The sequence below is a fragment of the Mesobacillus stamsii genome (assembly GCF_030814065.1).
In the GTDB taxonomy this organism is placed as follows: domain Bacteria; phylum Bacillota; class Bacilli; order Bacillales; family Cytobacillaceae; genus Mesobacillus; species Mesobacillus stamsii.
Window position 1 is genome coordinate 1 of record NZ_JAUSUN010000040.1, and the last position, 20,610, is coordinate 20,610.

Below are 20,610 nucleotides of genomic sequence, written 5' to 3' on the forward strand. Positions count from 1 at the left end.
GTATAACGATGTAAAAGTCAACAAAAAAACGCTGAATCTATTGGTATTTCAACGTTTTTAGGATATATAATCGTTATACATCTCGGGAATCCAGGATATATCCGTTGAAGAAGATGGTGTGGTGTTTGATTTAAAAGGTATTACTGCTGAACGAATAAAAGAGGATGCTGTTTATGAAGGTGTTCGGGTTAAAATTCCTGCCTCTCTTGGTAGAATGAAAAAACAATTACAATTGGACATTGGATTTGGTGATGTAATAGTGCCAAAACCACAGAATTTACAATTTCCAGTTTTGCTAAATATGACACCACCAGAAATTCAAGTGTACTCAACGGAGTCTGTTATAGCTGAAAAGTTTGAAACTATGATCTCTCTATGGATTGTCAATAGTAGAATAAAAGACTTCTATGATATTTACACCCTGTCGTCTACTAGAGATTTCGATGGGCGTATTGTGTGGGAAGCTGTATTTGAGACATTTCAAAGACGTGGAACTCAATTAGAAAGAGAACATCCTGTATTTTTACCTATATTTGCGGAAGAGGAAGCAAGAATAAAATAGTGGAACGCTTTTTTACGTCGGATAGGATATACGGGAGATTTCGAATTTAAATTGGCAATGGAGAGAATTAGAGATTTTTTATTTCCTATCTATCAAGCAATTTTAACTGAAGATGAATATTTTAAAACGTGGAATTCCCATCATCTAAAATGGGAGTAATGGAAAAGGTATATGTATTATGCCCGGTTAGGCATTTTGTGAGTTAAGCTTAATTTGCTCTGCCGCTATTCCCTTTTATAACTATGTCTGTAAAGGTTGCAAGTATCGGTTTGAAAAGACTGGAAGCTTATCGTGTTGATGTTGAGGTTCAGGTGAAGGAGGGATTCGAGTCGATCGTTATTGTTGGACTGCCTGATGCTTCTGTGAAAGAGTCGAAGGAGAGAGTGGCGGCGGCATTGCACACTATCGGTTTTACCCTGGTTGAAAAGAAGGTAATCATCAACCTTTCCTCAGCTGAGCAAAAGAAAAATGGACCATTGTTTGATCTCGCGATTGCGATCGGCATTCTTAAGAGCGACGGATTCATTGCGGATCGAATACCCGATGATGCAGGTTTTATCGGCGCCATGTCACTAGATGGGACGGTCCATCCTGTGGAGGGAATGATTGCAACTGTTTTAGCTGCCAAGAAGCTTAGAATGAAGCAGCTGGTGTTGCCATTTGATCCGACAATTCCTAGAATGGAAATCGTGGATTTGGAACTTGAAACCTTGCTGGATGTGAACAAGTTTTTAGCCGGACAGCTGATGTGCTTCCCTAGCCCACCGTGGCGTCCTATTTTTTGAGATGGATTGGGCGAGTTCTCGAAAAAGACACTTGATATGCTACGTCAGCCATGGAAAATGAAAAAGTGACCATCAGCCGCATTCACTCCACGGTAACTTATCCCACTAAATTCATTTTTATTGCAGCTATGAACCCTTGTCCCTGCGGATACCCCGGTTCCGATACGCACTATTGCACTTGTTCGGAAAAACAGATCAAGGCTTACAAGAACAGAGTGTCTGGTCCAATATAGACAGAATCGATATCCTGCTTTCACTAAGACCAGATAAGACCAATCAATCTGAAAGGCCATGATTTTTTCAAAAATGAATCATCTGAGGCAGTCAGAAAAAGAGTCCATACAGCCCGGGAAAGACAATTCGACCGTTACGGGAAGGAGATCTGCAATAGCAGTGTCCCGTTAGAGCAGCTGCTTAGAAGTCGGCCGCTGATGGAGGACCAGCAAAGACGGCTCCAGGAATTATCTATGAAGCATGACCTCAGCAACAGGGTCCAAATCAAACTCATCCGCATGGCCCGAACGATTTCTGACATGAGAGGCGAGCCATTTATTTCTGACGTTGCAAGCGAAGAAGCACTAACATTGCGCAAAATTGGAAAGGGAGGGGGCATAGATGCATAGGGAAGCGAGAAGGAAAACTGAAAGTGGTGTTTACCACGTGGAGCGAACCGCCAAGAAATTTTCCATGATGACGAAGACAGGATGAAATTCCTTGATCTTTTGAAAAAATACAAATTTCATTCTATGGAGATGAATTGATTTCTATTGGTTTTCCACAGAGTTTAATGGAGTCAACGGGAAAAAAGCTAAAAGGGGCGGAGATTAACAGTCCCAGGTGTTTTACTTAAAGAGTATGGATGAGATGAAATCGATGGAAGCACGAGTACCTAAAAGAAACGAGGAATTTAATTAAGCATCGGAAAGTCGTATTGAGGGAAAACCATCCCGTAGAGTTTGTTGAGGAGAAGCTGAAAGTAAAAGAAGAAGCCAGAAGGCTCCCTCTTTGTAATCAGTTCTTACTCTATTTATATTTTTTTATGATTTTCCTTGACGTATTTAAACTTCGTAAAACTCGGTAAGGTTTACTAATGATTCGAACAGGAAGCCTTTTTAAAAAGAGACTTAAATTTGCTCTATATTCCTCTGTAATTCTTGACGGCTTTGTAGAAATCTTGTTGTAAATTTCATCGTAAAACTCTTTCATCACATCAACATTAAAACTTAAAGTATAATTACATTCGTCGCACTCTACTGATTTTATTTTATCATTAATATATGTTATGGTGTGGGGCACTTCATCTTGACAACTACTGCAATACAGGATTCCATGCATCTGTTTTACATTCACCAGTTACCCACCTCTCTATTACAGAATGCTTTATTTATATTTTATTATACATCAAAGTGTTTACAACTATTTTGAATTAGATTCATCAATTTTAAAAAAAAGAAAAAAGTACCTTAACCACGTTTGATTAAGGTAGAGAAAAAAAGGCTTAAAACAAAGAATGGATTGGGTAACTAGGCTTGAATAAATTGAATTGATGACCCTACTTCTATATTTGGGACTTCTTTTTCCTGTACACATAACGTTCCAGGTAAATCCGGACCTTCCAGCCCAAATTTAATTGTACAATGTCCAAGTTCCTTTAAAGTTTCATTTACTTTATCACCAACAAAGGTAATACTGTACACGTTTGAATTCAATTTGAACTTATGACCAACTTTCACATCACTTAACCATTCTTGCTTCTTATGAGTGATAGAGATGTTCTTTAGCTCATCAGGAACAGATTCATAAAAAATGATGATCATACCTTCTTTCAAAAATGCTTCCACCTCTTTACCAATATCCGTTACTACTGAGTCATAGATAGTCATGTTTACCTCCCAAAATTCCAGTTTATGAATATAGTCCGAAACTAAACAGATACGCAATTACTACTGCAAGCGGTCCGGTGAATTGTCTTGAAATGAGAACAGCAGGAACACCAACCTCAATGGTTTCTGGTTTTGCTTCCCCAAGAGTCAATCCAACAGGAACAAAGTCACAACCAACCTGAGGGTTAATTGCAAACAATGCTGGTAACGCTAATTGTGGCGGAATATTACCACGACCAATTTCCACCCCCACTAGCACCCCTACTACTTGCGCGATTACCGCACCTGGACCGAGTACTGGAGATAAAATCGGGATAGCACAAATTACAGATAGAATCAATAGCCCCACAATGTTACCTGCTAAAGGAGAAATAACATTAGCAATAAAATCACCAATTCCTGTAAAAGTAATGATACCTATTAAGGTACTAACAAAAGCCATAAATGGCAAAATATTTTTGATAACCTGTTCTACAGTTTCACGACCTGCTTGATAGAAAACATTTACTACTCCACCCATAGTTCTACCTATTCTTTCTAACAATGGCATTTTCTTTTTACTTCCACTATAGGTAGTGACAGCCTTTTGTTTTGCTTCCTCTTTAATTTCTTTTACAGTTTTTTTCTTTTCTAATTCTTCATTGTTTTCTTCCGTTGTTTTTACAACAAGTTCAATATTTTTTGTTTTGACTCCCGAAACAAAATTATCTTCTTTTATAAATTGCATTAATGGGCCAGAAGGTGGTGTAGCTGTCAGATTTACTGTAAGAATGCCCATTCTTGGATAAACACCGCAACGTGCAGTTCCACCACAATCAATAACCGTACAGGCAATTTCATCATTTTCTACTTTTTTATTAAACCCATCAATTGGAATTCCACCTGTCATCTCTGCTATTTTTTCAGCAACTGCAGATATTCCTCCACCAGTTACAGATACAATATACTTTTTCTTCTCATTTGGTTCTATAATTAATGGTCCACCCCATCCATTAGCTCCCTTAGAAACTTTAACAGCTTTGTAATTCATAGATTCTCCCCCCTAAGCTCCAATATTTTCAAGACTAGAATCCTGCAGGTCTTCTCGCCTTTTCATCATACGAAGAGTGATTTGTTCAGTTACAATACCTCTAATTAAAATGACGATAATACCAACTATAAAGAAACGAATAGCTAAAGGTCCTAAAGATAGGCCTAATTTTGTGATTCCATCTGCAATCCCCATATATACGAACAATTCGGCAGGATTTGCATGTGGGAAAAGACCTGTTATAGGATGTACAAACGATACAGCTGAATCATAGAAAGCCGGTTTTTGTTTTTCGGGTAAGAACTTGCCAAATGTATATGCCATTGGATTAGTTAGGAAAAACACTGCAAGTATCGGGAAAAGAGTATATCTTAAGATTAAATACTTGGTACTTTTTTGAGCTAACCAATTAATCCTATCTTCCCCTACCAGCCTAATGACAGCGTTTACAAATGTTATTAAAACAATAAGGGTTGGAATGATTCCTGTAAATAGCCCCATGAAGGTTTTTCCTCCGGCTTGAAACATTCCGATAAACCCCTCTGCTAATGCAACTAGAAAATCCATTATTTTTTTCCTCCCAACTTAAATACATTTTTCCATTTGTTCCTTTATATTATTGACAGCCATTTGAATTGGATTTTCTACATCCGAGATAATATCAAGATCATTTATTCGATCAATAGGATATCCGATGATCTGATCAAATTTTTTAAATCTCACAAATACAGTTACCCCACTCATAATTTGACTATCTTGAACTACTCCTTGTTGATCACAGACGATGATGACCACATTACCTATTCCTAATTTACTTTTTTTCACTCCTGTCCCCAAGAAACCTGAAGATCTGTTGCTCATAGCTCTAATGGTATTTTGATAGTGCTTCATTTGAACCCATGTCAGAGCAAGTTGTAACAACCAAATTCCAACAAAAACTCCTATAAAAGCTCCCCACATATCAACCCCCTCCCTTTTTTTACGATTTCTATTTAACCAAAAGGCCCTTTGCTGTTTTTTCATCTGTGATAAGAACATTTATTAATTTTCCTTTTAAGACGGCCTTTATGGAATCTACTTTTTCCTTTCCACTTGCCACACCGATCACAAGTGGTATTTTCTTTAATTGCTCCAATTCTAGTGAAATGACTTTTTCATTCCAAGGATGTGAAGACTTTTCACCTTCGTCATTTATAAAGTTATAACAAACATCTCCAACGACATTTAGGGATTTAAATTCTTCTAGATTTTGATCTAAATAAGATTTTACCATTGTTGAATGTTTAGGTGTTCCTCCTATTCCAACTATCGCTATATCAGACTGTGAAGCAATATCAAAAATACTTTTTATAGATGGCTGTCTCATGATTACTTCCTTAGCTTCGCTTGAATCCATTAAAACAGGGACATGTAAAAGATGGTAACGGGCCTGTAAGCTTTCAGCTAAACTCGCAACTATATGGTTTGCGTGAATATCGACCCGCTCGTTTCCCACACCACCAACCAATGGGACAAATTGGAGTTGCTCCTTAGGCAGGGTAGAAGGCATGTTTTTAGCAACTTCATATAAAGTAGTCCCAGATGATACTCCGATAATTTCTGTTCCTTTAACCATTCGTAATAAGTACTTGCTAGTAGCTAAACCCAAGCGATGTTTGGAGTCATCGTTTTCAATACTAGGTACACATATTACTTCTCTAAGCTTATAAATTCGTTCTAGTTCGGACTCTAAAGCTATGAATGGATGGTATCCTTCTTCGTTAATACTAATTTGAACAATCCCCAACTCTTTTGCTTTTGTAAGGTACTTTGAAATTAGGGATCGACTAACACCAACGATATTGGCAATCTCCGACTGATTCGCACCTTCTTCATAATAGAGTTGAGCTACCTTCACAAGTAATCTTTTCTCTTCTAATAAAGACATTTCAATCATCCTATCTAAAATAATATATTATTTAGTATAATATATTATTTCATCAACCAACATGAGGACATTAACATAGTTAAATATTTACCAAAGTCTTTGAAGGAAATAATTGGTCCTGTAATGATCTGAGTTTCCAAACTGTTGTGGAAGGATCTAACTCCACATCATCATTGGTCAAGAAATGCCCCGCTTTTATATTCCGTTTCGCCACTACCTTTCCACTAATTAATCCAATAGGAATGTGGTTATTTTTCCGCATATCTTCATGAGTTTCCAGAACCCCTCGTACACAATAGCCTCCAATTCCATCCAGGGGTTCTCCAGCTTTGATGTCCTTTTTGGTTACAGTTACAGTTTCTGAAATAGGAGCCCCTAATGGATGAATTGAGGTACTATGTTCTAAGACCGCTTTTGCAATTGTAATTGGTGTTTCCAGACTTGCTAGATGATATGGCCGATACAAAGTGTAATGAGGACCATGATTTGGATGTACTTTTAGCAAGTATTTTAGTTCCTCATTAACTGGTTCTAGCTCACTCTTAACGATGACAAAAACTCCTGGAGCTAAACCATTTACATATTCAACAACACCCAAGTTGTTCAATACCCCGCCATTTTCCTTTAGATTTAATTTTTCAGCAACATTATTTAGATTAGCATCTACACCATGCATTCCGACTTTATCTGGAAGAAGACCAATAGCATTACTCAATAAATTCATTTCTGCCATTGTCTTTGTTCCATCTTGGAAGGCAGCCAACATATGTGCACTCATATTTTTTTGGTTTGCCTCAGCAGTACAACTATCTGGATTAGCCGTTGGGATTAATGGGTTATTTTTCCCTTTACCAGCTACAACAACATCAAATCCCATTGTCTTTGCAAATTCATACAACTCAACAATAGCCGCTGGCTCGTCTCCCGCTGATCCTGAATATACTAGTCCTGCAGAGGTAAATAATTGATTCATAACAGATCCAATGGTAATATCAACTTCAACATTTAATAGAACTAAATGTTTTTTGGACAGTAATGCTTCCAAAGAAATATTGGCCCCTACTTCAGGGACACCCGTAGCATCGACAACAACCTCCACCTCATTAGATTGCACAATTCTTCGAAAGTCATCTGAAACAAGCGTTGCAACTATTCTTTTTTCTTGAGATTGATAGAAATTCTTTGCTTTAAGAGCAGCACTTTTGTTAACATCACAAATTCCTGTTACTACCATTCCTGGAATCTTTGATATTTGAGAGATTAAACCATACCCCATCTGCCCAGCTCCAATTATGCCTACTTTAATTGGATGGTTTTCTTTGTCACGCATTAACAGCTTTTGATAAATAGACAAAGCATTATCCCCCCATCTAGTTAATAAATGTTTCCACTTTCATTCCGTTACATTTGTTACAAGTTAAAACATATGTTACAATTCGGTTTAATTGTAAAACCAAAAGAAAACGCTGTCAATACTTTTTGAGAAATTATTTAGATAATTCTAAAAATATAGTTAGGATGCTCAGGAAAATACCTACAACGCAAATGTTGTAGGTAATTTAATGCATAATGCTTTTTTAAAATGCTTATATTCAAATAAACACATCTGATATTTATGTTGTTTATTAAAGGCAGCATCAGTCAGATTACTTCTTTCAATCAACACTCCCACAACTACTTTTTTAATAACTTACCTCTATTTTTGCATTCCAGATCAAATTCAGTGAGAGGATGCCCTTCGCGTATTAGGAAATTATTGAACTAAGAATAGAGAGAGCTTATCTATATTTTGATTTCAATTCTCACCGGGAGGGCACTCTAGGTTTGAATAGGTGCTGATAGCAGATGCGGTTCTTGACAGAAGCATAGTGTATGATTCTTATAAGATTCTAGTCGATATTGAAGTGGCAATATAGGGACGTCATGGTTTGTGGGGTGAGAAAATCATTCCAAGAGAAGTTAAAAGTGAGTATCAAAGTATTTCTTTCACAGATATTTGCCAGAAGAAGTGATGATGAAATAGCAGATAGTTTAATAACAACTTGTGTATGAGACGAGTAAGCTTGTTTTGATGAACTGGTTCATTGGGCAATTTAAGTATAAGGCGAACTATTAGAAGATAAACGATTTAGAAAGAATCAGCAGCCATTGAAATGTGGATAAAACCATTTCGCTGGCTGTTCACCTTTTTTTCATGATGCGAGGCGCTCCTTTACTGGCTCAAACTTTCGCACTTCCGGGTCAATCTGTCTGCAATATTCAATTAGCAAAGTATCAAATTAAGTTATTGATTTCTTCACTCTTCTTTCAACAAATTCATGGCTGTTTGTTCATCGGTTATTAAAACGTTGATGTACTTCCCTTTTAAAGCAGCAAGAATACTTTCTGTTTTATGAGAACCAGCCACCACAGCTATTACTGTCTTTATGTTTCTTAATTCTTCTAAAGAGATACCAATTGTTTTTTTATCGAGTAAGTTATCTACAGTATGACCATTCTGATCGAAAAATCTAAACCCCATATCGCCTGCAACACCCATACTTTTTAACCGATCAATTTCATCCCTTTGTAAGTAACCAATTTTCTCCAAGGTGGAAGCTTTATATGGGTTTCCAATACCGGTAATTGCAATATCTGCATTTCTTCCTTCTTCTAATACTTCGTTTATATCCTGCATCACCATTAGTCGCTCTCTTAATTCCTGTGTTTCTACTATCGCTGGTGCGTAGAGGTATGAGCATGTCCCACCCATTTTTTTAGCGAGTTCATAGGCAATTTGGTTTGCATGAATTTCAACTCTTTTTCGGCCCATGCCACCTTCTAAAGGAACCACTTTTACAGCTTCTCTTAATTCATAAGGATACTCCTTGACAAGGGCAGCTAATGTAGTTCCCCATGATACAGCTATTGTTTTAACATTTTTCATATTTTTTGATAAATAATAGGCCCCTGCCTGAGCAACTGATTTGGTAACCATATCAGGAGTAAGACTAGATATTGGTACTACTACAACATCAGTTAAATTAAACCTTTTTTCTAAGCTTTTTTCTAAATTGACTGTATGAACACTTTCATCCTTAATAAATATCTCTATTATTCCTACCTCTTTTGCTTTTTGTAATGACTTGGAAATAACGGGCCTTGATACACTGAATTTTCTAGCGATTTGTTCCTGTGTCCAACTGTCATTGTAATAGAGATTAGCAATCTTTACTAACTGTCTTCTCTCTTCCCAGCTTAGCATTATTTTACACTTCCTTTAATTTGGCAGATAAATTAAAAATGTTTATCCTTAATACATTTGTAACAATAGAATATTAATTATATAAATAAATGATAATACAATGCATTAGTTTTGTCTATATCCTGTAGTTTTAAGATAATTCTTACAAAGGTATTAAATACCTTGACTTGAATTAATAAGGAATATATTATAATAACAAAGGTAACTATTAAGAACATATGTAATTAGGAGGTAAAGAAATGAACAAAACAGTGAAGCTTCCCCCACAAATTACTAAGGAAAGGTTAGCGGATTTGTATAAGGAAATGTGGTTGATTCGGTACTTTGATGAAAAAGTAGATGAATTTTTTGCTAAGGGTATGATACATGGAACCACCCATCTTTGTGTTGGTCAGGAGGCAACAGCGTCGGGTGCTATTTCTATGCTGAAAGACATCGACAAAATCACAAGTACACATCGTGGTCATGGACACTGTATTGCCAAAGGTGGAGACGTTAATAAAATGATGGCTGAGTTGTTTGGCCGGACTACTGGATATTGCAAAGGTAAAGGTGGATCGATGCATATTGCAGATGTTGAAACTGGAAACTTAGGTGCAAATGGTATTGTAGGTGGAGGAATTCCTTTAGCCGTCGGTGCCGCATTAACATCGAAAATGAAAAAGGAAGAATACGTTGTCCTTTGTTTCTTTGGGGATGGTGCATCTAATGAAGGGAGTTTTCATGAATCTATTAATCTTGCATCCATTTGGGATTTACCAGTTGTATTTTTTTGTGAGAATAATCAATATGGAATGTCTGGTTCTGTTAAGGAAATGACAAATATAGAAAACATTGCAGACAGAGCAAAAGGATACGGTATTCCTGGGGAAGTAATTGATGGGAACGATATTCTAGAAGTTATGAACGCTGTAGATGAGGCTGTATCAAGGGCTCGAAACGGGAATGGACCATCAATTATTGAAGCCAAGACCTATCGTTGGAAAGGTCATTCCAAAAGTGATGCTAAAAAGTACAGAACACGTGAAGAGGAGAAAGAGTGGAGACAGAAGGATCCAATTGCTCGTTTTAAGAAAATGTTACTCGATAAAGGGATTGATGAAAAGTACTTAGATAGTTTGCAAGAAGAAGCCAAAAAAACGATTGAAGACTCTGTTGAATTTGCGACTAATAGTCCAGAGCCTTCATTGGATTCTTTGATGGAAGACGTGTATGCCTAATATTTGAAAAGGGGGAAACCTTCGTGAGGGAAATAACTTTTTTAGAAGCTGTTAGAGAAGCAATGAGCCAGGAAATGCGACAAAATCAAGACGTTTTTATCCTGGGTGAAGATATAGGTGTATATGGAGGGGCATTTGGAGTTACTCGAGGAATGATTGAAGAATTTGGACCGGAGAGAGTTAGAAATACTCCGATTTCTGAATCGGCGATTGCTGGTGCTGCTATAGGGTCTGCTTTAACAGGTATGAGACCTATTTTAGAACTGCAGTTTTCTGATTTCATTACAATTTCGATGGACCAAATGGTTAACCAGGCGGCAAAACTTCGCTATATGTATGGTGGAAAAGGAAAAGTCCCTATGGTTTTAAGAACGCCAGCTGGGTCAGGAACAGGCGCAGCGGCACAGCACTCACAAAGCTTGGAAGCATGGATGACACATATCCCTGGGCTGAAAGTTGTTCAACCATCAACAGCCTATGATGTAAAGGGACTTTTAAAAGCTGCTATTGACGATGATAATCCAGTTATTTTTTATGAGCACAAGCTTCTTTATAAAACTAAGGGTGAAGTTCCTGAAGAGCAGTACTCCATTCCGTTGGGGAAAGCGGATGTAAAGCGTGAAGGGACAGATGTAACTATCGTTGCAACCGCTATTATGGTTCATAAAGCCTTAGAAGCAGCTGTTGAACTTGAAAAAGAAGGAATTAGTGTGGAGGTCGTTGACCCTCGCACATTAGTGCCATTAGACACAGAAACTATTATTGAGTCTGTGAAAAAGACAAGTAGATTAGTAGTTGTTCACGAAGCTGTAAAACGAGGAGGATACGGTGGAGAAATTGCTAGTGCTATCGCCGAGAGTGACGCATTTGATTATTTGGATGCACCAATTAAACGAGTTGGAGGTAAAGCCGTTCCAATCCCTTATAGCCCGAAGTTAGAAAAAGCAGCGGTACCGCAGGTGCCTGATATTATTGAAGCGGTAAAGGAAACACTAAACAAACGTATAGTAACATATGCGTAAAGAAGGGGGAGAGTTGGTTTGGCTAAAGAAGTTTTTATGCCCAAATTGAGTAGTACAATGCAAGTGGGGACCTTACTTCAATGGTTTAAAGAAGAAGGTGACAGTGTGGAAGTTGGAGAGCCCCTTTTTGAAATCATGACAGATAAGATTAATATTGAGGTTGAAGCATATGAGGAGGGAATCCTACTTAAACGTTATTTTGATGAAGATGCGGAAGTCCCGGTTAACCATGTCGTCGGGTTTATCGGAGAAGAAGGAGAAAAGGTTCCTGATTCTCCACCTGGTGAATCAAGTTCATCTATCCAAACGGTAGAACAAAGTGACTTAAATAATGAAGAAGCGAAGCGTAAATCCACAGAACCAATTATTGAAATAGAGGAAAGGGAATCAGGAGAAAAAGTGCGCGCTACTCCAGCAGCTAGGAAATTAGCTGGAAAAGAGGGTGTTCGATTGTTTGACGTTTCTGGTTCTGGACCTAATGGCAGAATCCATGTAGAAGATGTGATTGATTATCTGCGTTCTAGTCCGAAAGCCACTCCATTGGCAAAGAAAGTGGCAGATGATAAAGGAATTGATATCTCACAAATAGCTGGCACGGGACCTAATGGTAAAATATATCGTTCGGATGTAGAAGGGAACGAGGTTGTGCCTTCAACTGATGAAGGGACAGATAGTAAACGAGTGAAACTAGACAATATAGGTAAAGTAGTTGCGAAAAGGATGGTTGAAAGTGCCCTAACCGCACCTCATGTGACCATAACGACTGAAATTGATATGACTGAAACAATCTCGATGCGTAAACAATTGCTAGATAAAATAGAAAAGAAAAATGGCTACCGTTTATCCTACACCGAAATTATTATGAAAGCCGTAGCGTACACACTAAAGAAACATCCAATCGTTAATGCTTCCCTTCAGGACGATGAGATTGTTATGCATAAAGCTATTAATATTGGATTAGGAGTAGCGGTAGGTAATGGATTACTCGTTCCAGTTGTAAAACATGTTGATCAAAAAGGATTAGCTAGATTGACGGAAGAATGTAAGACATTAGGGAGAGAAGCGAGAGATAATAAGCTGAACCCTAACTCAATGTCAGGTGGTACCTTCACCATTAGTAACTTAGGAATGTATGCTGTTGATACATTTACACCTATTATAAACCAACCAGAATCAGCAATCTTAGGGGTAGGGAGGATTAATGATAAACCAGTTGGTATTAACGGTGAGATAAAGCTAAGACCAATGATGACACTTAGCTTATCGTTTGATCACCGTATCATTAATGGTGCACCTGCGGCCGCCTTTTTAACTGATTTGAAGACCGTTCTTGAACAGCCATTTGAATTATTAGTATGAGGGGTAGATAATCTTGGAAAAATATGAAGTAGTCATAATAGGCGGCGGTCCTGGTGGGTATGTTGCTGCGATTAGAGCAGCAAAACTAGGAAGAAAAGTGGCCTTAGTTGAAGCGGATTATTTAGGAGGAACTTGTTTAAACCGTGGATGTATTCCTTCTAAAACCTTGCTAAGACATGCAGAGGTTATAGAAAATATCAAAAAAGCAAAGGCTTGGGGAATTGAGACAGGGCCGGTGACCTTTTCTTTCCCGAAGATGCTAAAACGTAAAGACCAGGTGATTAATCAGTTGAGAACCGGGATAGGTTTCTTATTAAAGCAGGGTAAAATTGATGTGTACAATGGCTACGGTGAGGTCCAATTTAACAAGGAAATTACGATAAAATCTAAAGATAAACAAGAAACGATTTATGGGGAAAAGATTATTCTGGCTACTGGATCAACACCAATTGTACCGCCAATTGAAGGGGCGAATGAAACACCTTATCTTACAAGTGACACGGTATTTGATTTAGAGAAAGTGCCAGAATCCATTGTTATTATCGGTGGAGGTATTATCGGGGTTGAATTTGCAGGTATTTTCTCAAGCTTAAATGTGGATGTGACCATTGTCGAGCTGGCAGATCGGATTATCTCTACGGAAGACCCTGAGGCATCAAAAGTTTTAAAAAGGTCGTTAGAAGCAAAAGGTGTTAATATTTTTACGAAAACAAAGGTTGTTAAACTAGCGCAATTCGAAGGGAAAAAGCAAGTGCACATTGAAAAAAACAATGGCAGTACCGAAGTGATTAATACGGATTCGATTTTGCTATCTGTTGGTCGTAAACCAAACCTTGCTGCTTCTAAAAAATTATCTTTAGAATTGGACGGTCCATTTATTAAAGTGAATGAAAAAATGCAAACAAGTATTTCGTCCATCTATGCTGTCGGTGATGTGATTGGAGGTTATCAACTAGCTCATGTTGCTAGTGCTGAAGGACTTGTGGCGGCAGCGAATGCTAGTGGTGAAGAAGAAACAGTCAATTATAAAGTAGTTCCACGTTGTGTTTATACAAACCCAGAGATAGCAAGTGTTGGGCTATCTGAGGAAGAATTGAAGAAAAAAGGCATCAAATACAAGGTGGTAAGAGTTGATCACAACAGTAACGGAAAAGCATTAGCCCTTGATGAAAAAGAAGGGTTTGTAAAGCTTCTGGCAGATGAAAAGTATGGTGAAATACTAGGAGTAACTATGATTGGTCCACATGTGACAGAGATGATAACCGAACCGTCTGCATTTATCCACTTGGAAGGAACAGTTGAAGAGTTGGCCAGTATGATTCATGCACATCCATCTATTTCTGAAACTCTCTATGAAGCAGCAGCTTCGTGGTTAGGAAAAGGAGTGCATCATTAACGTTAGATGGTCGTTCGGAGGCCCTTCGTTTTTGTATGAACGTTTGAGAATACTAAACGGAACTAAATATTTAGCCAACTATTCCTCTGTGTCAATAATTGATTAAAAAGTAAGACAATTTCAGGGATAAAGTTCTTAATTTGAAAGCGCATACAAAACTGGTTTACGATGATAAAATAATGAGTAAGGAGAACTCTGAATGTATCTTGATAAGAGAAGTAAAAATATTCTGGAAGACCTGATCAGTCATCCGAATATGTCTAGTAAAGATATAGAGAGTAAAACGGGACTTACGAGAAGACAAATAAAATATAGTGTGGAAAAGATTAATAGTTGGCTCAAGGTTAACAATTATCCTACAATATCAAGGTTAAAAAATGGAAAATTCATTATTCAACCAGTGTTAGCTGAATTGCATGCAAATGACAAGTTAAGGATTGCGAAAAATTATATATTATCTGAAGAGGAAAGGGTTTTATTGATCCTTTTTATACTCTTAGCTCAAGATGATTTGTCATTAATTCATTTTACACAGGCTTTGAAGGTTAGCAATGTAACGATTCTAAGCGATATGAAAGAAGCCAAACAAAGAGTAAAAGACTTTGGTTTAGAGATTATCTATTCCCGAACGGAGGGATACCAACTATTTGGGGAGGAGTGGATTCAACGAAATCTTTTGTATTACATTTTGAACGAATTAAGTGACAGGTATGCTGGGCTCGCCTTAATTCAAGACTTTGCTATGTTAGATGAAAAGAAGCTTGATTTTATTTTTTTACAGTTAGAAAAGATCGAGGAATTTCTTGGAATTAAGTTTACAGATGAAAAGCTGCAACTCTCACCATACTGCATAGGAATTATTTTAGAAAGGGTAAATAGAGGAAACATTATTACTTTTGATTTCCAGATTCAGTATAAAGAACTTTCTGATACGAAAGAATACGAAGCCACTGAACACCTTATTAAGTATGAAAAAAACTTACCTGAAGTCGAAAGGCTCTATATTACATTACAGCTTTTAGCTACAAATATATTTTCGGGCGAAGTCCTATCCGAAAATGGTTTAAAAAATGCTTTGATAGAAACCATCCAATTGTTTGAAAAAAATGCTTTTATTGAGCTAAGAAATAAAGATTATTTAGTCAATCGACTAATGTTACATTTAAAACCAGCTTATTATCGAATTAAATATAATCTAACTAGTTTTCATGACACAGTAGTTCAACTAGACAAAGCATATGTAGAACTTGATTACATTGTTGGAATTTCTTTAGGTCCACTTGAAACATATATTAATAGTGAAATCCCGACAAATGAACGATTTTATATAACGTTATTTATTGGCGGGCACCTAATTGAAACCAAACAAAGTTTGGTGGAAAGAAAGAAAGCGATTGTAATTTGTCGCAATGGTGTCACGGTTTCGAAACTACTGAGAAACACGTTAACAAAATTGTTTCCAGAGTTTTATTTTTACGAAACAATGTCTGTTAGAGAATTTTACGAAAGGAACCCAAATGATATAGAAATTGTTTTTTCTCCAGAACCAATTAAATCTAATGCAAACGTTTTTATTATTAATGTATTTTTATCTGAAAAAGATCAGGCTCTACTAAGGCAAAGAGTAATGAAATGGATGTATGGTTTCAAAAGTGAAACCCTAGATTTACAACGATTACTTAGTATTATTGAAAAATCTGCTGATATTCACTCTACCGAAAAACTAAAGGCTGCTATCCAGGAATTTTTTTACCCAAGCAAAAGTGAACCTTTTATTGAAGCGCAACAAGATAGGAACCCGGATTTAAATCAACTCATTAATGAAAATACAATTCAAATGATAGATACAGTCTCGGATTGGAAAACCGGCATACGTTTCGCGGCAAAACCATTGATAGATAATCATTCAATAACAAAAGATTATGTAGAAACAATGATTATGTCGCATGACTTTAACCACCCTTATATGATTTTAGGGAAATCAATGGCTATCCCGCATGCAAGTCCAGAACATGGTGTGAACAAACTAAGCATGAGCTTGTTAGTTGTGAAGAATGGTGTGTTATTTTCGAAAGATCATAACATTAACTTTATTGTTATTATTGCACCAACCGATGCTACCCAGCATGTTAAGGCAATTTATCAACTTAGTAAGCTCGCAGAAAATGAATTAACATTACAGAAACTTCTTGTTGCAAATAGTAGTAGTTCCATTGTGGAGACCATAGAAGATTTTCAATTAGTTATTCAAGATAAAAAGGAGGGCTCATTATGAAAATAGATGATGAATTAATCTTAATTAATCTTGAAGCTGAATCAAGAGAAAGAGCTTTGAGTGTACTAGGTAACCGATTATATGAAGAAGGTTATGTGACTGATGATTTTGTTGCAAGTGTAATGGAAAGAGAAAAAGTGTACCCGACAGGATTGCCGACAAATCCATATGGGTTAGCCATCCCCCATACGGATGCGGACAAAGTGATAAAATCCAAGATAGCGTTTGCTACATTAAAAGAACCGGTAAAATTTTCATCGATGAACAACCTGAATGAAGAAGTCGATGTCAAAATAATCTTTATGTTGGCTTTAAACAATCCACATGAACAACTAGAAATTCTACAAAAGTTAACTGGAATTTTTCAAAATAGTGATGCTGTTGAGAGAATTGCTAAGGTAGAAAGTTCTGAAGAATTTCATGAATTATTAGGGTCGTATAATTAAAAAAGGTGGTAATGATTTATCCATATAGAAATGCTAAAGGGAGGATTATGTAATGGGTGTATTACAGTGGTTTGTTGACCTAGGTGCAAGCGTTATGTTACCAATCATTATTTTTGTTTTCGCATTGGTATTAGGAACAAAAGTAGGTAAGGCGTTTCGTTCTGGTTTAACTGTTGGTATTGGATTTATTGGTATTAATTTGGTTATTGGATTATTAGGAAACAGTTTAGGGCCGGCCGCTCAAGCAATGGTAGAAAATTTTGGTGTGGAATTGAGTATAATTGACGTAGGATGGCCCGCAGCTGCAGCTATTTCTTACGGTACAGCATTAGGAAGCTTAGCAATTCCGATTGGTATTGGATTAAACGTAATATTGCTAACTTTTGGTCTTATGCGTACGCTTAACGTCGATGTTTGGAACTATTGGCACGCTGCTTTTACGGGTGCATTAGTGTATGCTTTAACTGGTAGCTTTCCAATTGGAATTGCAACAATTGTTGTTCACTTAATGCTATTATTCTTGCTTGCTGATTTAATACAAAAAGATATTGAAAAGTTTTACGGATTTAAGAATATTACTTTCCCACATGGAACATCTATACCATCCTATATTATAGCTAAACCATTAAACTGGGTGTTTGACCGTATCCCCGGCTTTAATAAGTTAGAAGCAAATCCAGATACAATTCAAAAGCGTTTAGGAGTTTTAGGAGATTCAACTGTTATGGGTGTTTTGATTGGTTTGATCATTGGTATTTTAGCTGGATATGATGTTAAAGGAGTGCTAAACTTAGGGGTTCAAACTGGTGCGGTTTTGTTACTACTCCCACGTATGGTATCTTTACTTATGGAAGGGCTTTCGCCAATTTCTGAGGCTGCGGGTAACTTTGTTAAGAAGCGCTTTCCAGGAAGAGATCTATATATTGGTATGGATAGTGCACTAGCAATTGGACACCCTGCAGTATTATCAGCATCTTTGTTAATCGTGCCAATTACCTTATTCTTAGCGGTTATACTTCCAGGAAATAGAGTACTACCATTTGCTGACTTAGCAACTATTCCATTTATTATTGCATTAATGGTACCTGTATTTCGAGGTAATATTATTCGAACCATCATTGGTGCTTCTTTATACATCGGTGTAGGTTTATATATTGCCACTTGGGTAGCTCCATTGTTAACAAGTGCAGCAAAATCTGCGAACTTTGATATGGGCAACAACCAAAGTATATCTTCTTTAGTAGATGGCGCTGTGTGGACAACATTCCTATTTGTTTGGCTTCCTAAGATTTTCAGTTGGTACAGTATTGCATTAATCGGGGTAATCGTATTAGGATTAATGATTTATATTAATAAAATTAAAGTAAAAAAAGTAATAGGAGTAGCTGAGGATCCAACGGCAAAACTTAATTAAATGGGTAGGGGGAAAGCAACATGAAAAAACTTTTGATTATGTGTGGAACAGGAGTGGCAACTTCCACTGTGGTTACGGGAAAAGTAAAAGAGTGGTTAGAACAAGAAGGTTTAAAAGATAAGGTAACTCTTTACCAATCTAAGGTGGCAGACGAAATTAACAGAATTCATGAGTATGATATTGTAGTTTCAACTACTATCGTCCCAGATCATGTAAGAGACCATGTAATTGACGGACTTCCACTACTAACAGGAATGGGAATTGACGAGATGTATGATGAAATAAAAAAGAGAATTAATAATTAATAAACTATGAAAAAGCAGGCTTTTGTTAAAACGTAAAGTCTGCTTTTTTTTTAAGATAACCCGAAATTTTATAAGGATTCCCGTATTCGCAAAAATGGAGGACGGCAATACCTCTGAAGTGAAGTGGAACATGAAATTCATCAAAAAGCTCCGGGAAGCCTTAAGCAAGGAAGATTGGTTCAAGCTCCTGTATCAGGCGGATTCTGCTCTAGTGACGAAGGATAACCTTGATGGGCTCGTTGACCATGAGCTTAACTTCCTTTCCCGGCTTCTAATACAATCAGCCTTTCAGGAGAATTAAAAATCAAGGCATGGGAAGAAGGAAACTAGGTGGATATCGGGAAGCTGTCTGCCAAAAAGGACGGGGCCCATTACCGTTTCCATGCCTATGAATGGGAACTCTGGTGGCCGTGGGCTTAAGAGATTCCGTAAAGAAAAGGTTCGCAAAAAGAAAAAGAAGATAGTAAACAAAATGTATGCTCCAATAGTGGTGGAGGATAACTATCAAGAAGGGAAGTACGGCTCTTTTTTACGATTGCAGTAACTTCCCGAAATGTAGGTATACTAAGCAAAGCAAGTTTCATAACGCATTTTGTTATTAGGAAAAAGCTCATTACTATAGAAGAAAAACGACCAATTAGGCTTTTCTCATTCAGGTAGAGAAGCCATTTTTTTCGGTTTATGGCGGGAAAATTGCTCTAAAATGAAACGAGAAACTATCAGGAAAAAAGGGAAAAAAACCGCATTATATAATAATTGAGAGTTATGGAGAAAACCATTGTTTTTAATGAAATCTTGTCCATGATCTTGTCCTTTTTTGATGGATTTAGAGGAATACACCACCTAACTCCAGATTAAGCCCCACGCTAAGCGTGGGAGATCAGAAATGGAAGTGCCTTTACGTATAAAAAAGTCCTCCTCTGCTATAAAAACAAAGGTTTCGCAGGCCAATGTCATGCAGAGGAGGACGTCCATAATGGATAAATCAAGTTTATCATATACAAAATGGAATTACTTGTACCATATTGTGTTTATTCCTAAATATAGGTAGTAATGTATTGTAATGTATGGAAAACTCAGAGAAGATATTCGAGAGATCATTAGAAAACTATGCGACTATAAACGCGTAGAAATAGTGGAAGGGGGCGTTTCAGTTGACCATATCCATTTATGTGTAAAAATTCCGCCTAAAATAAGTGTATCAACGTTTGTGGGGTATTTAAAAGGAAAAAGTGCTTTAATGAATTTGATCAGCATCCAGAATATAAGCAGAAAGGAAATAGGCACTTTTGGGCACGAGGTTATTATGTGGATACGGTGGGAAGAAATGAAGAAGTAATAAAGAAATACATTAAAAATCAAATTGATGCAGATTTGATAGAGGATAAAATAAATCATTGATAGTGACCGGCCTGCGAATCACGTCTTTAAGGCGTTGAAAGTATCATGCCCTTATAGGGCTAAATCAAACCACCTGTTGAACAGGTGGTTTGTGACTTTATCAATTTTTAAAGGACTTTTTATTAAAATAAAAAAATATTGGTGAAAATAATTGAGTTTTTTTAAATTAATTCCATACTATATAAATGGAATTAAAGGATTTTAGGAATATTCGTCCAATTATTATAGGTAAATAAAACCTATGGTAAGGCGGACAAATAATGAAAATCCTCCAAAATGAAAACATGGATTCAATTCAGGAAGTTAAAGCTTATATGCACGGTTTAAGGGATCTACGGATG

20 protein-coding genes and 1 pseudogene are annotated in these 20,610 nt (G+C 36.9%); 14 read left to right on the forward strand and 7 right to left on the reverse strand.

All coding sequences use genetic code 11. The features are described from left to right. Positions 1 to 121: 121 nt before the first annotated feature. The 4 genes from J2S25_RS18610 to J2S25_RS18625 all read left to right on the forward strand — a co-directional run bounded on the left by J2S25_RS18610 (position 122) and on the right by J2S25_RS18625 (position 1,970). On the forward strand, positions 122 to 562 hold the full coding sequence (locus tag J2S25_RS18610; protein ID WP_307192597.1) for a nucleotidyl transferase AbiEii/AbiGii toxin family protein: 441 nt from the start codon (positions 122 to 124) through the stop codon (positions 560 to 562). Between the two features lie 269 nt (positions 563 to 831). Further along, positions 832 to 1,347, forward strand: coding sequence for a magnesium chelatase domain-containing protein (locus tag J2S25_RS18615; RefSeq protein WP_052807005.1), 516 nt, complete (start codon positions 832 to 834; stop codon positions 1,345 to 1,347). Between the two features lie 50 nt (positions 1,348 to 1,397). Continuing rightward, positions 1,398 to 1,580, forward strand: a complete 183-nt coding sequence (locus J2S25_RS18620) for an ATP-binding protein (RefSeq protein WP_241768474.1) — start codon at positions 1,398 to 1,400, stop codon at positions 1,578 to 1,580. Between the two features lie 48 nt (positions 1,581 to 1,628). Then, on the forward strand, positions 1,629 to 1,970 hold the full coding sequence (locus J2S25_RS18625; protein WP_241768475.1) for a magnesium chelatase subunit ChlI family protein: 342 nt from the start codon (positions 1,629 to 1,631) through the stop codon (positions 1,968 to 1,970). 900 nt (positions 1,971 to 2,870) lie between these two features. Here the strand turns inward: J2S25_RS18625 and J2S25_RS18630 are convergent. The 7 genes from J2S25_RS18630 to J2S25_RS18660 all read right to left on the reverse strand — a co-directional run bounded on the left by J2S25_RS18630 (position 2,871) and on the right by J2S25_RS18660 (position 9,431). Then, entirely contained in the window at positions 2,871 to 3,230 is a 360-nt protein-coding gene (locus tag J2S25_RS18630) for a PTS glucitol/sorbitol transporter subunit IIA (RefSeq protein WP_044393534.1), read from the reverse strand. Positions 3,231 to 3,252: 22 nt separating this feature from the next. After that, positions 3,253 to 4,260: a PTS glucitol/sorbitol transporter subunit IIB gene (gene srlE, locus J2S25_RS18635; RefSeq protein ID WP_044393536.1), complete on the reverse strand. Its 1,008-nt coding sequence runs from the start codon at positions 4,258 to 4,260 to the stop codon at positions 3,253 to 3,255. A gap of 12 nt (positions 4,261 to 4,272) precedes the next feature. Next, positions 4,273 to 4,827 carry a PTS glucitol/sorbitol transporter subunit IIC gene (srlA, locus tag J2S25_RS18640; protein ID WP_044393538.1) on the reverse strand — a complete coding sequence of 185 codons (555 nt, stop codon included), beginning with the start codon at positions 4,825 to 4,827 and terminating at the stop codon, positions 4,273 to 4,275. An 18-nt stretch (positions 4,828 to 4,845) separates the two neighbouring features. Next, positions 4,846 to 5,220, reverse strand: coding sequence for a transcriptional regulator GutM (locus tag J2S25_RS18645; protein ID WP_044393540.1), 375 nt, complete (start codon positions 5,218 to 5,220; stop codon positions 4,846 to 4,848). Positions 5,221 to 5,248: 28 nt separating this feature from the next. Beyond that, positions 5,249 to 6,187 carry a sugar-binding transcriptional regulator gene (locus J2S25_RS18650; RefSeq protein WP_044393543.1) on the reverse strand — a complete coding sequence of 313 codons (939 nt, stop codon included), beginning with the start codon at positions 6,185 to 6,187 and terminating at the stop codon, positions 5,249 to 5,251. Between the two features lie 79 nt (positions 6,188 to 6,266). Continuing rightward, positions 6,267 to 7,541, reverse strand: coding sequence for an NAD(P)H-dependent oxidoreductase (locus tag J2S25_RS18655; protein WP_044396559.1), 1,275 nt, complete (start codon positions 7,539 to 7,541; stop codon positions 6,267 to 6,269). Positions 7,542 to 8,483: 942 nt separating this feature from the next. Continuing rightward, the gene (locus J2S25_RS18660) at positions 8,484 to 9,431 is read right to left on the reverse strand and encodes a sugar-binding transcriptional regulator (protein WP_044396561.1); all 948 of its coding nucleotides are present in this window, start codon (positions 9,429 to 9,431) and stop codon (positions 8,484 to 8,486) included. Positions 9,432 to 9,670: 239 nt separating this feature from the next. Here J2S25_RS18660 and J2S25_RS18665 point away from each other — a divergent pair, with 239 nt between their 5' ends. The 10 genes and pseudogenes from J2S25_RS18665 to tnpA all read left to right on the forward strand — a co-directional run bounded on the left by J2S25_RS18665 (position 9,671) and on the right by tnpA (position 20,269). Beyond that, the gene (locus J2S25_RS18665; protein ID WP_044396562.1) at positions 9,671 to 10,651 is read left to right on the forward strand and encodes a thiamine pyrophosphate-dependent dehydrogenase E1 component subunit alpha; all 981 of its coding nucleotides are present in this window, start codon (positions 9,671 to 9,673) and stop codon (positions 10,649 to 10,651) included. Between the two features lie 23 nt (positions 10,652 to 10,674). Then, entirely contained in the window at positions 10,675 to 11,673 is a 999-nt protein-coding gene (locus tag J2S25_RS18670) for an alpha-ketoacid dehydrogenase subunit beta (RefSeq protein WP_044396564.1), read from the forward strand. Between the two features lie 18 nt (positions 11,674 to 11,691). Beyond that, positions 11,692 to 13,032, forward strand: a complete 1,341-nt coding sequence (locus J2S25_RS18675; protein WP_044396566.1) for a dihydrolipoamide acetyltransferase family protein — start codon at positions 11,692 to 11,694, stop codon at positions 13,030 to 13,032. 10 nt (positions 13,033 to 13,042) lie between these two features. Then, on the forward strand, positions 13,043 to 14,428 hold the full coding sequence (gene lpdA / locus J2S25_RS18680; RefSeq protein ID WP_044396571.1) for a dihydrolipoyl dehydrogenase: 1,386 nt from the start codon (positions 13,043 to 13,045) through the stop codon (positions 14,426 to 14,428). A 199-nt stretch (positions 14,429 to 14,627) separates the two neighbouring features. Then, positions 14,628 to 16,703 carry a BglG family transcription antiterminator gene (locus J2S25_RS18685; protein ID WP_307192598.1) on the forward strand — a complete coding sequence of 692 codons (2,076 nt, stop codon included), beginning with the start codon at positions 14,628 to 14,630 and terminating at the stop codon, positions 16,701 to 16,703. Further along, entirely contained in the window at positions 16,700 to 17,149 is a 450-nt protein-coding gene (locus tag J2S25_RS18690; RefSeq protein ID WP_044396575.1) for a PTS sugar transporter subunit IIA, read from the forward strand. Before J2S25_RS18685 ends, J2S25_RS18690 begins: the two co-directional genes overlap by 4 nt. A gap of 52 nt (positions 17,150 to 17,201) precedes the next feature. Continuing rightward, positions 17,202 to 18,563 carry a PTS galactitol transporter subunit IIC gene (locus tag J2S25_RS18695; RefSeq protein ID WP_044396576.1) on the forward strand — a complete coding sequence of 454 codons (1,362 nt, stop codon included), beginning with the start codon at positions 17,202 to 17,204 and terminating at the stop codon, positions 18,561 to 18,563. A gap of 20 nt (positions 18,564 to 18,583) precedes the next feature. After that, a complete protein-coding gene (locus tag J2S25_RS18700) occupies positions 18,584 to 18,868 on the forward strand; it encodes a PTS sugar transporter subunit IIB (protein WP_044396577.1) in 285 nt (94 codons plus the stop codon). Positions 18,869 to 18,998: 130 nt separating this feature from the next. After that, on the forward strand, positions 18,999 to 19,169 hold the full coding sequence (locus J2S25_RS18705) for a hypothetical protein (protein WP_157841640.1): 171 nt from the start codon (positions 18,999 to 19,001) through the stop codon (positions 19,167 to 19,169). A 762-nt stretch (positions 19,170 to 19,931) separates the two neighbouring features. Continuing rightward, positions 19,932 to 20,269 (forward strand): annotated as a pseudogene (tnpA, locus tag J2S25_RS18710) (IS200/IS605 family transposase). Positions 20,270 to 20,610 lie beyond the last annotated feature (341 nt).

Bases quoted from the DNA above. Each gene is read 5' to 3' on its own strand.
- J2S25_RS18645 (WP_044393540.1), bottom strand. From the start codon at position 5,220: ATGTGGGGAGCTTTTATAGGAGTTTTTGTTGGAATTTGGTTGTTACAA.
- J2S25_RS18700 (WP_044396577.1), top strand. From the start codon at position 18,584: ATGAAAAAACTTTTGATTATGTGTGGAACAGGAGTGGCAACTTCCACT.
- srlA (WP_044393538.1), bottom strand. From the start codon at position 4,827: ATGGATTTTCTAGTTGCATTAGCAGAGGGGTTTATCGGAATGTTTCAA.
- J2S25_RS18705 (WP_157841640.1), top strand. From the start codon at position 18,999: ATGAAATTCATCAAAAAGCTCCGGGAAGCCTTAAGCAAGGAAGATTGG.
- srlE (WP_044393536.1), bottom strand. From the start codon at position 4,260: ATGAATTACAAAGCTGTTAAAGTTTCTAAGGGAGCTAATGGATGGGGT.
- J2S25_RS18630 (WP_044393534.1), bottom strand. From the start codon at position 3,230: ATGACTATCTATGACTCAGTAGTAACGGATATTGGTAAAGAGGTGGAA.
- J2S25_RS18685 (WP_307192598.1), top strand. From the start codon at position 14,628: ATGTATCTTGATAAGAGAAGTAAAAATATTCTGGAAGACCTGATCAGT.
- J2S25_RS18690 (WP_044396575.1), top strand. From the start codon at position 16,700: ATGAAAATAGATGATGAATTAATCTTAATTAATCTTGAAGCTGAATCA.
- J2S25_RS18650 (WP_044393543.1), bottom strand. From the start codon at position 6,187: ATGTCTTTATTAGAAGAGAAAAGATTACTTGTGAAGGTAGCTCAACTC.
- J2S25_RS18695 (WP_044396576.1), top strand. From the start codon at position 17,202: ATGGGTGTATTACAGTGGTTTGTTGACCTAGGTGCAAGCGTTATGTTA.
- J2S25_RS18620 (WP_241768474.1), top strand. From the start codon at position 1,398: ATGGAAAATGAAAAAGTGACCATCAGCCGCATTCACTCCACGGTAACT.
- J2S25_RS18665 (WP_044396562.1), top strand. From the start codon at position 9,671: ATGAACAAAACAGTGAAGCTTCCCCCACAAATTACTAAGGAAAGGTTA.
- J2S25_RS18660 (WP_044396561.1), bottom strand. From the start codon at position 9,431: ATGCTAAGCTGGGAAGAGAGAAGACAGTTAGTAAAGATTGCTAATCTC.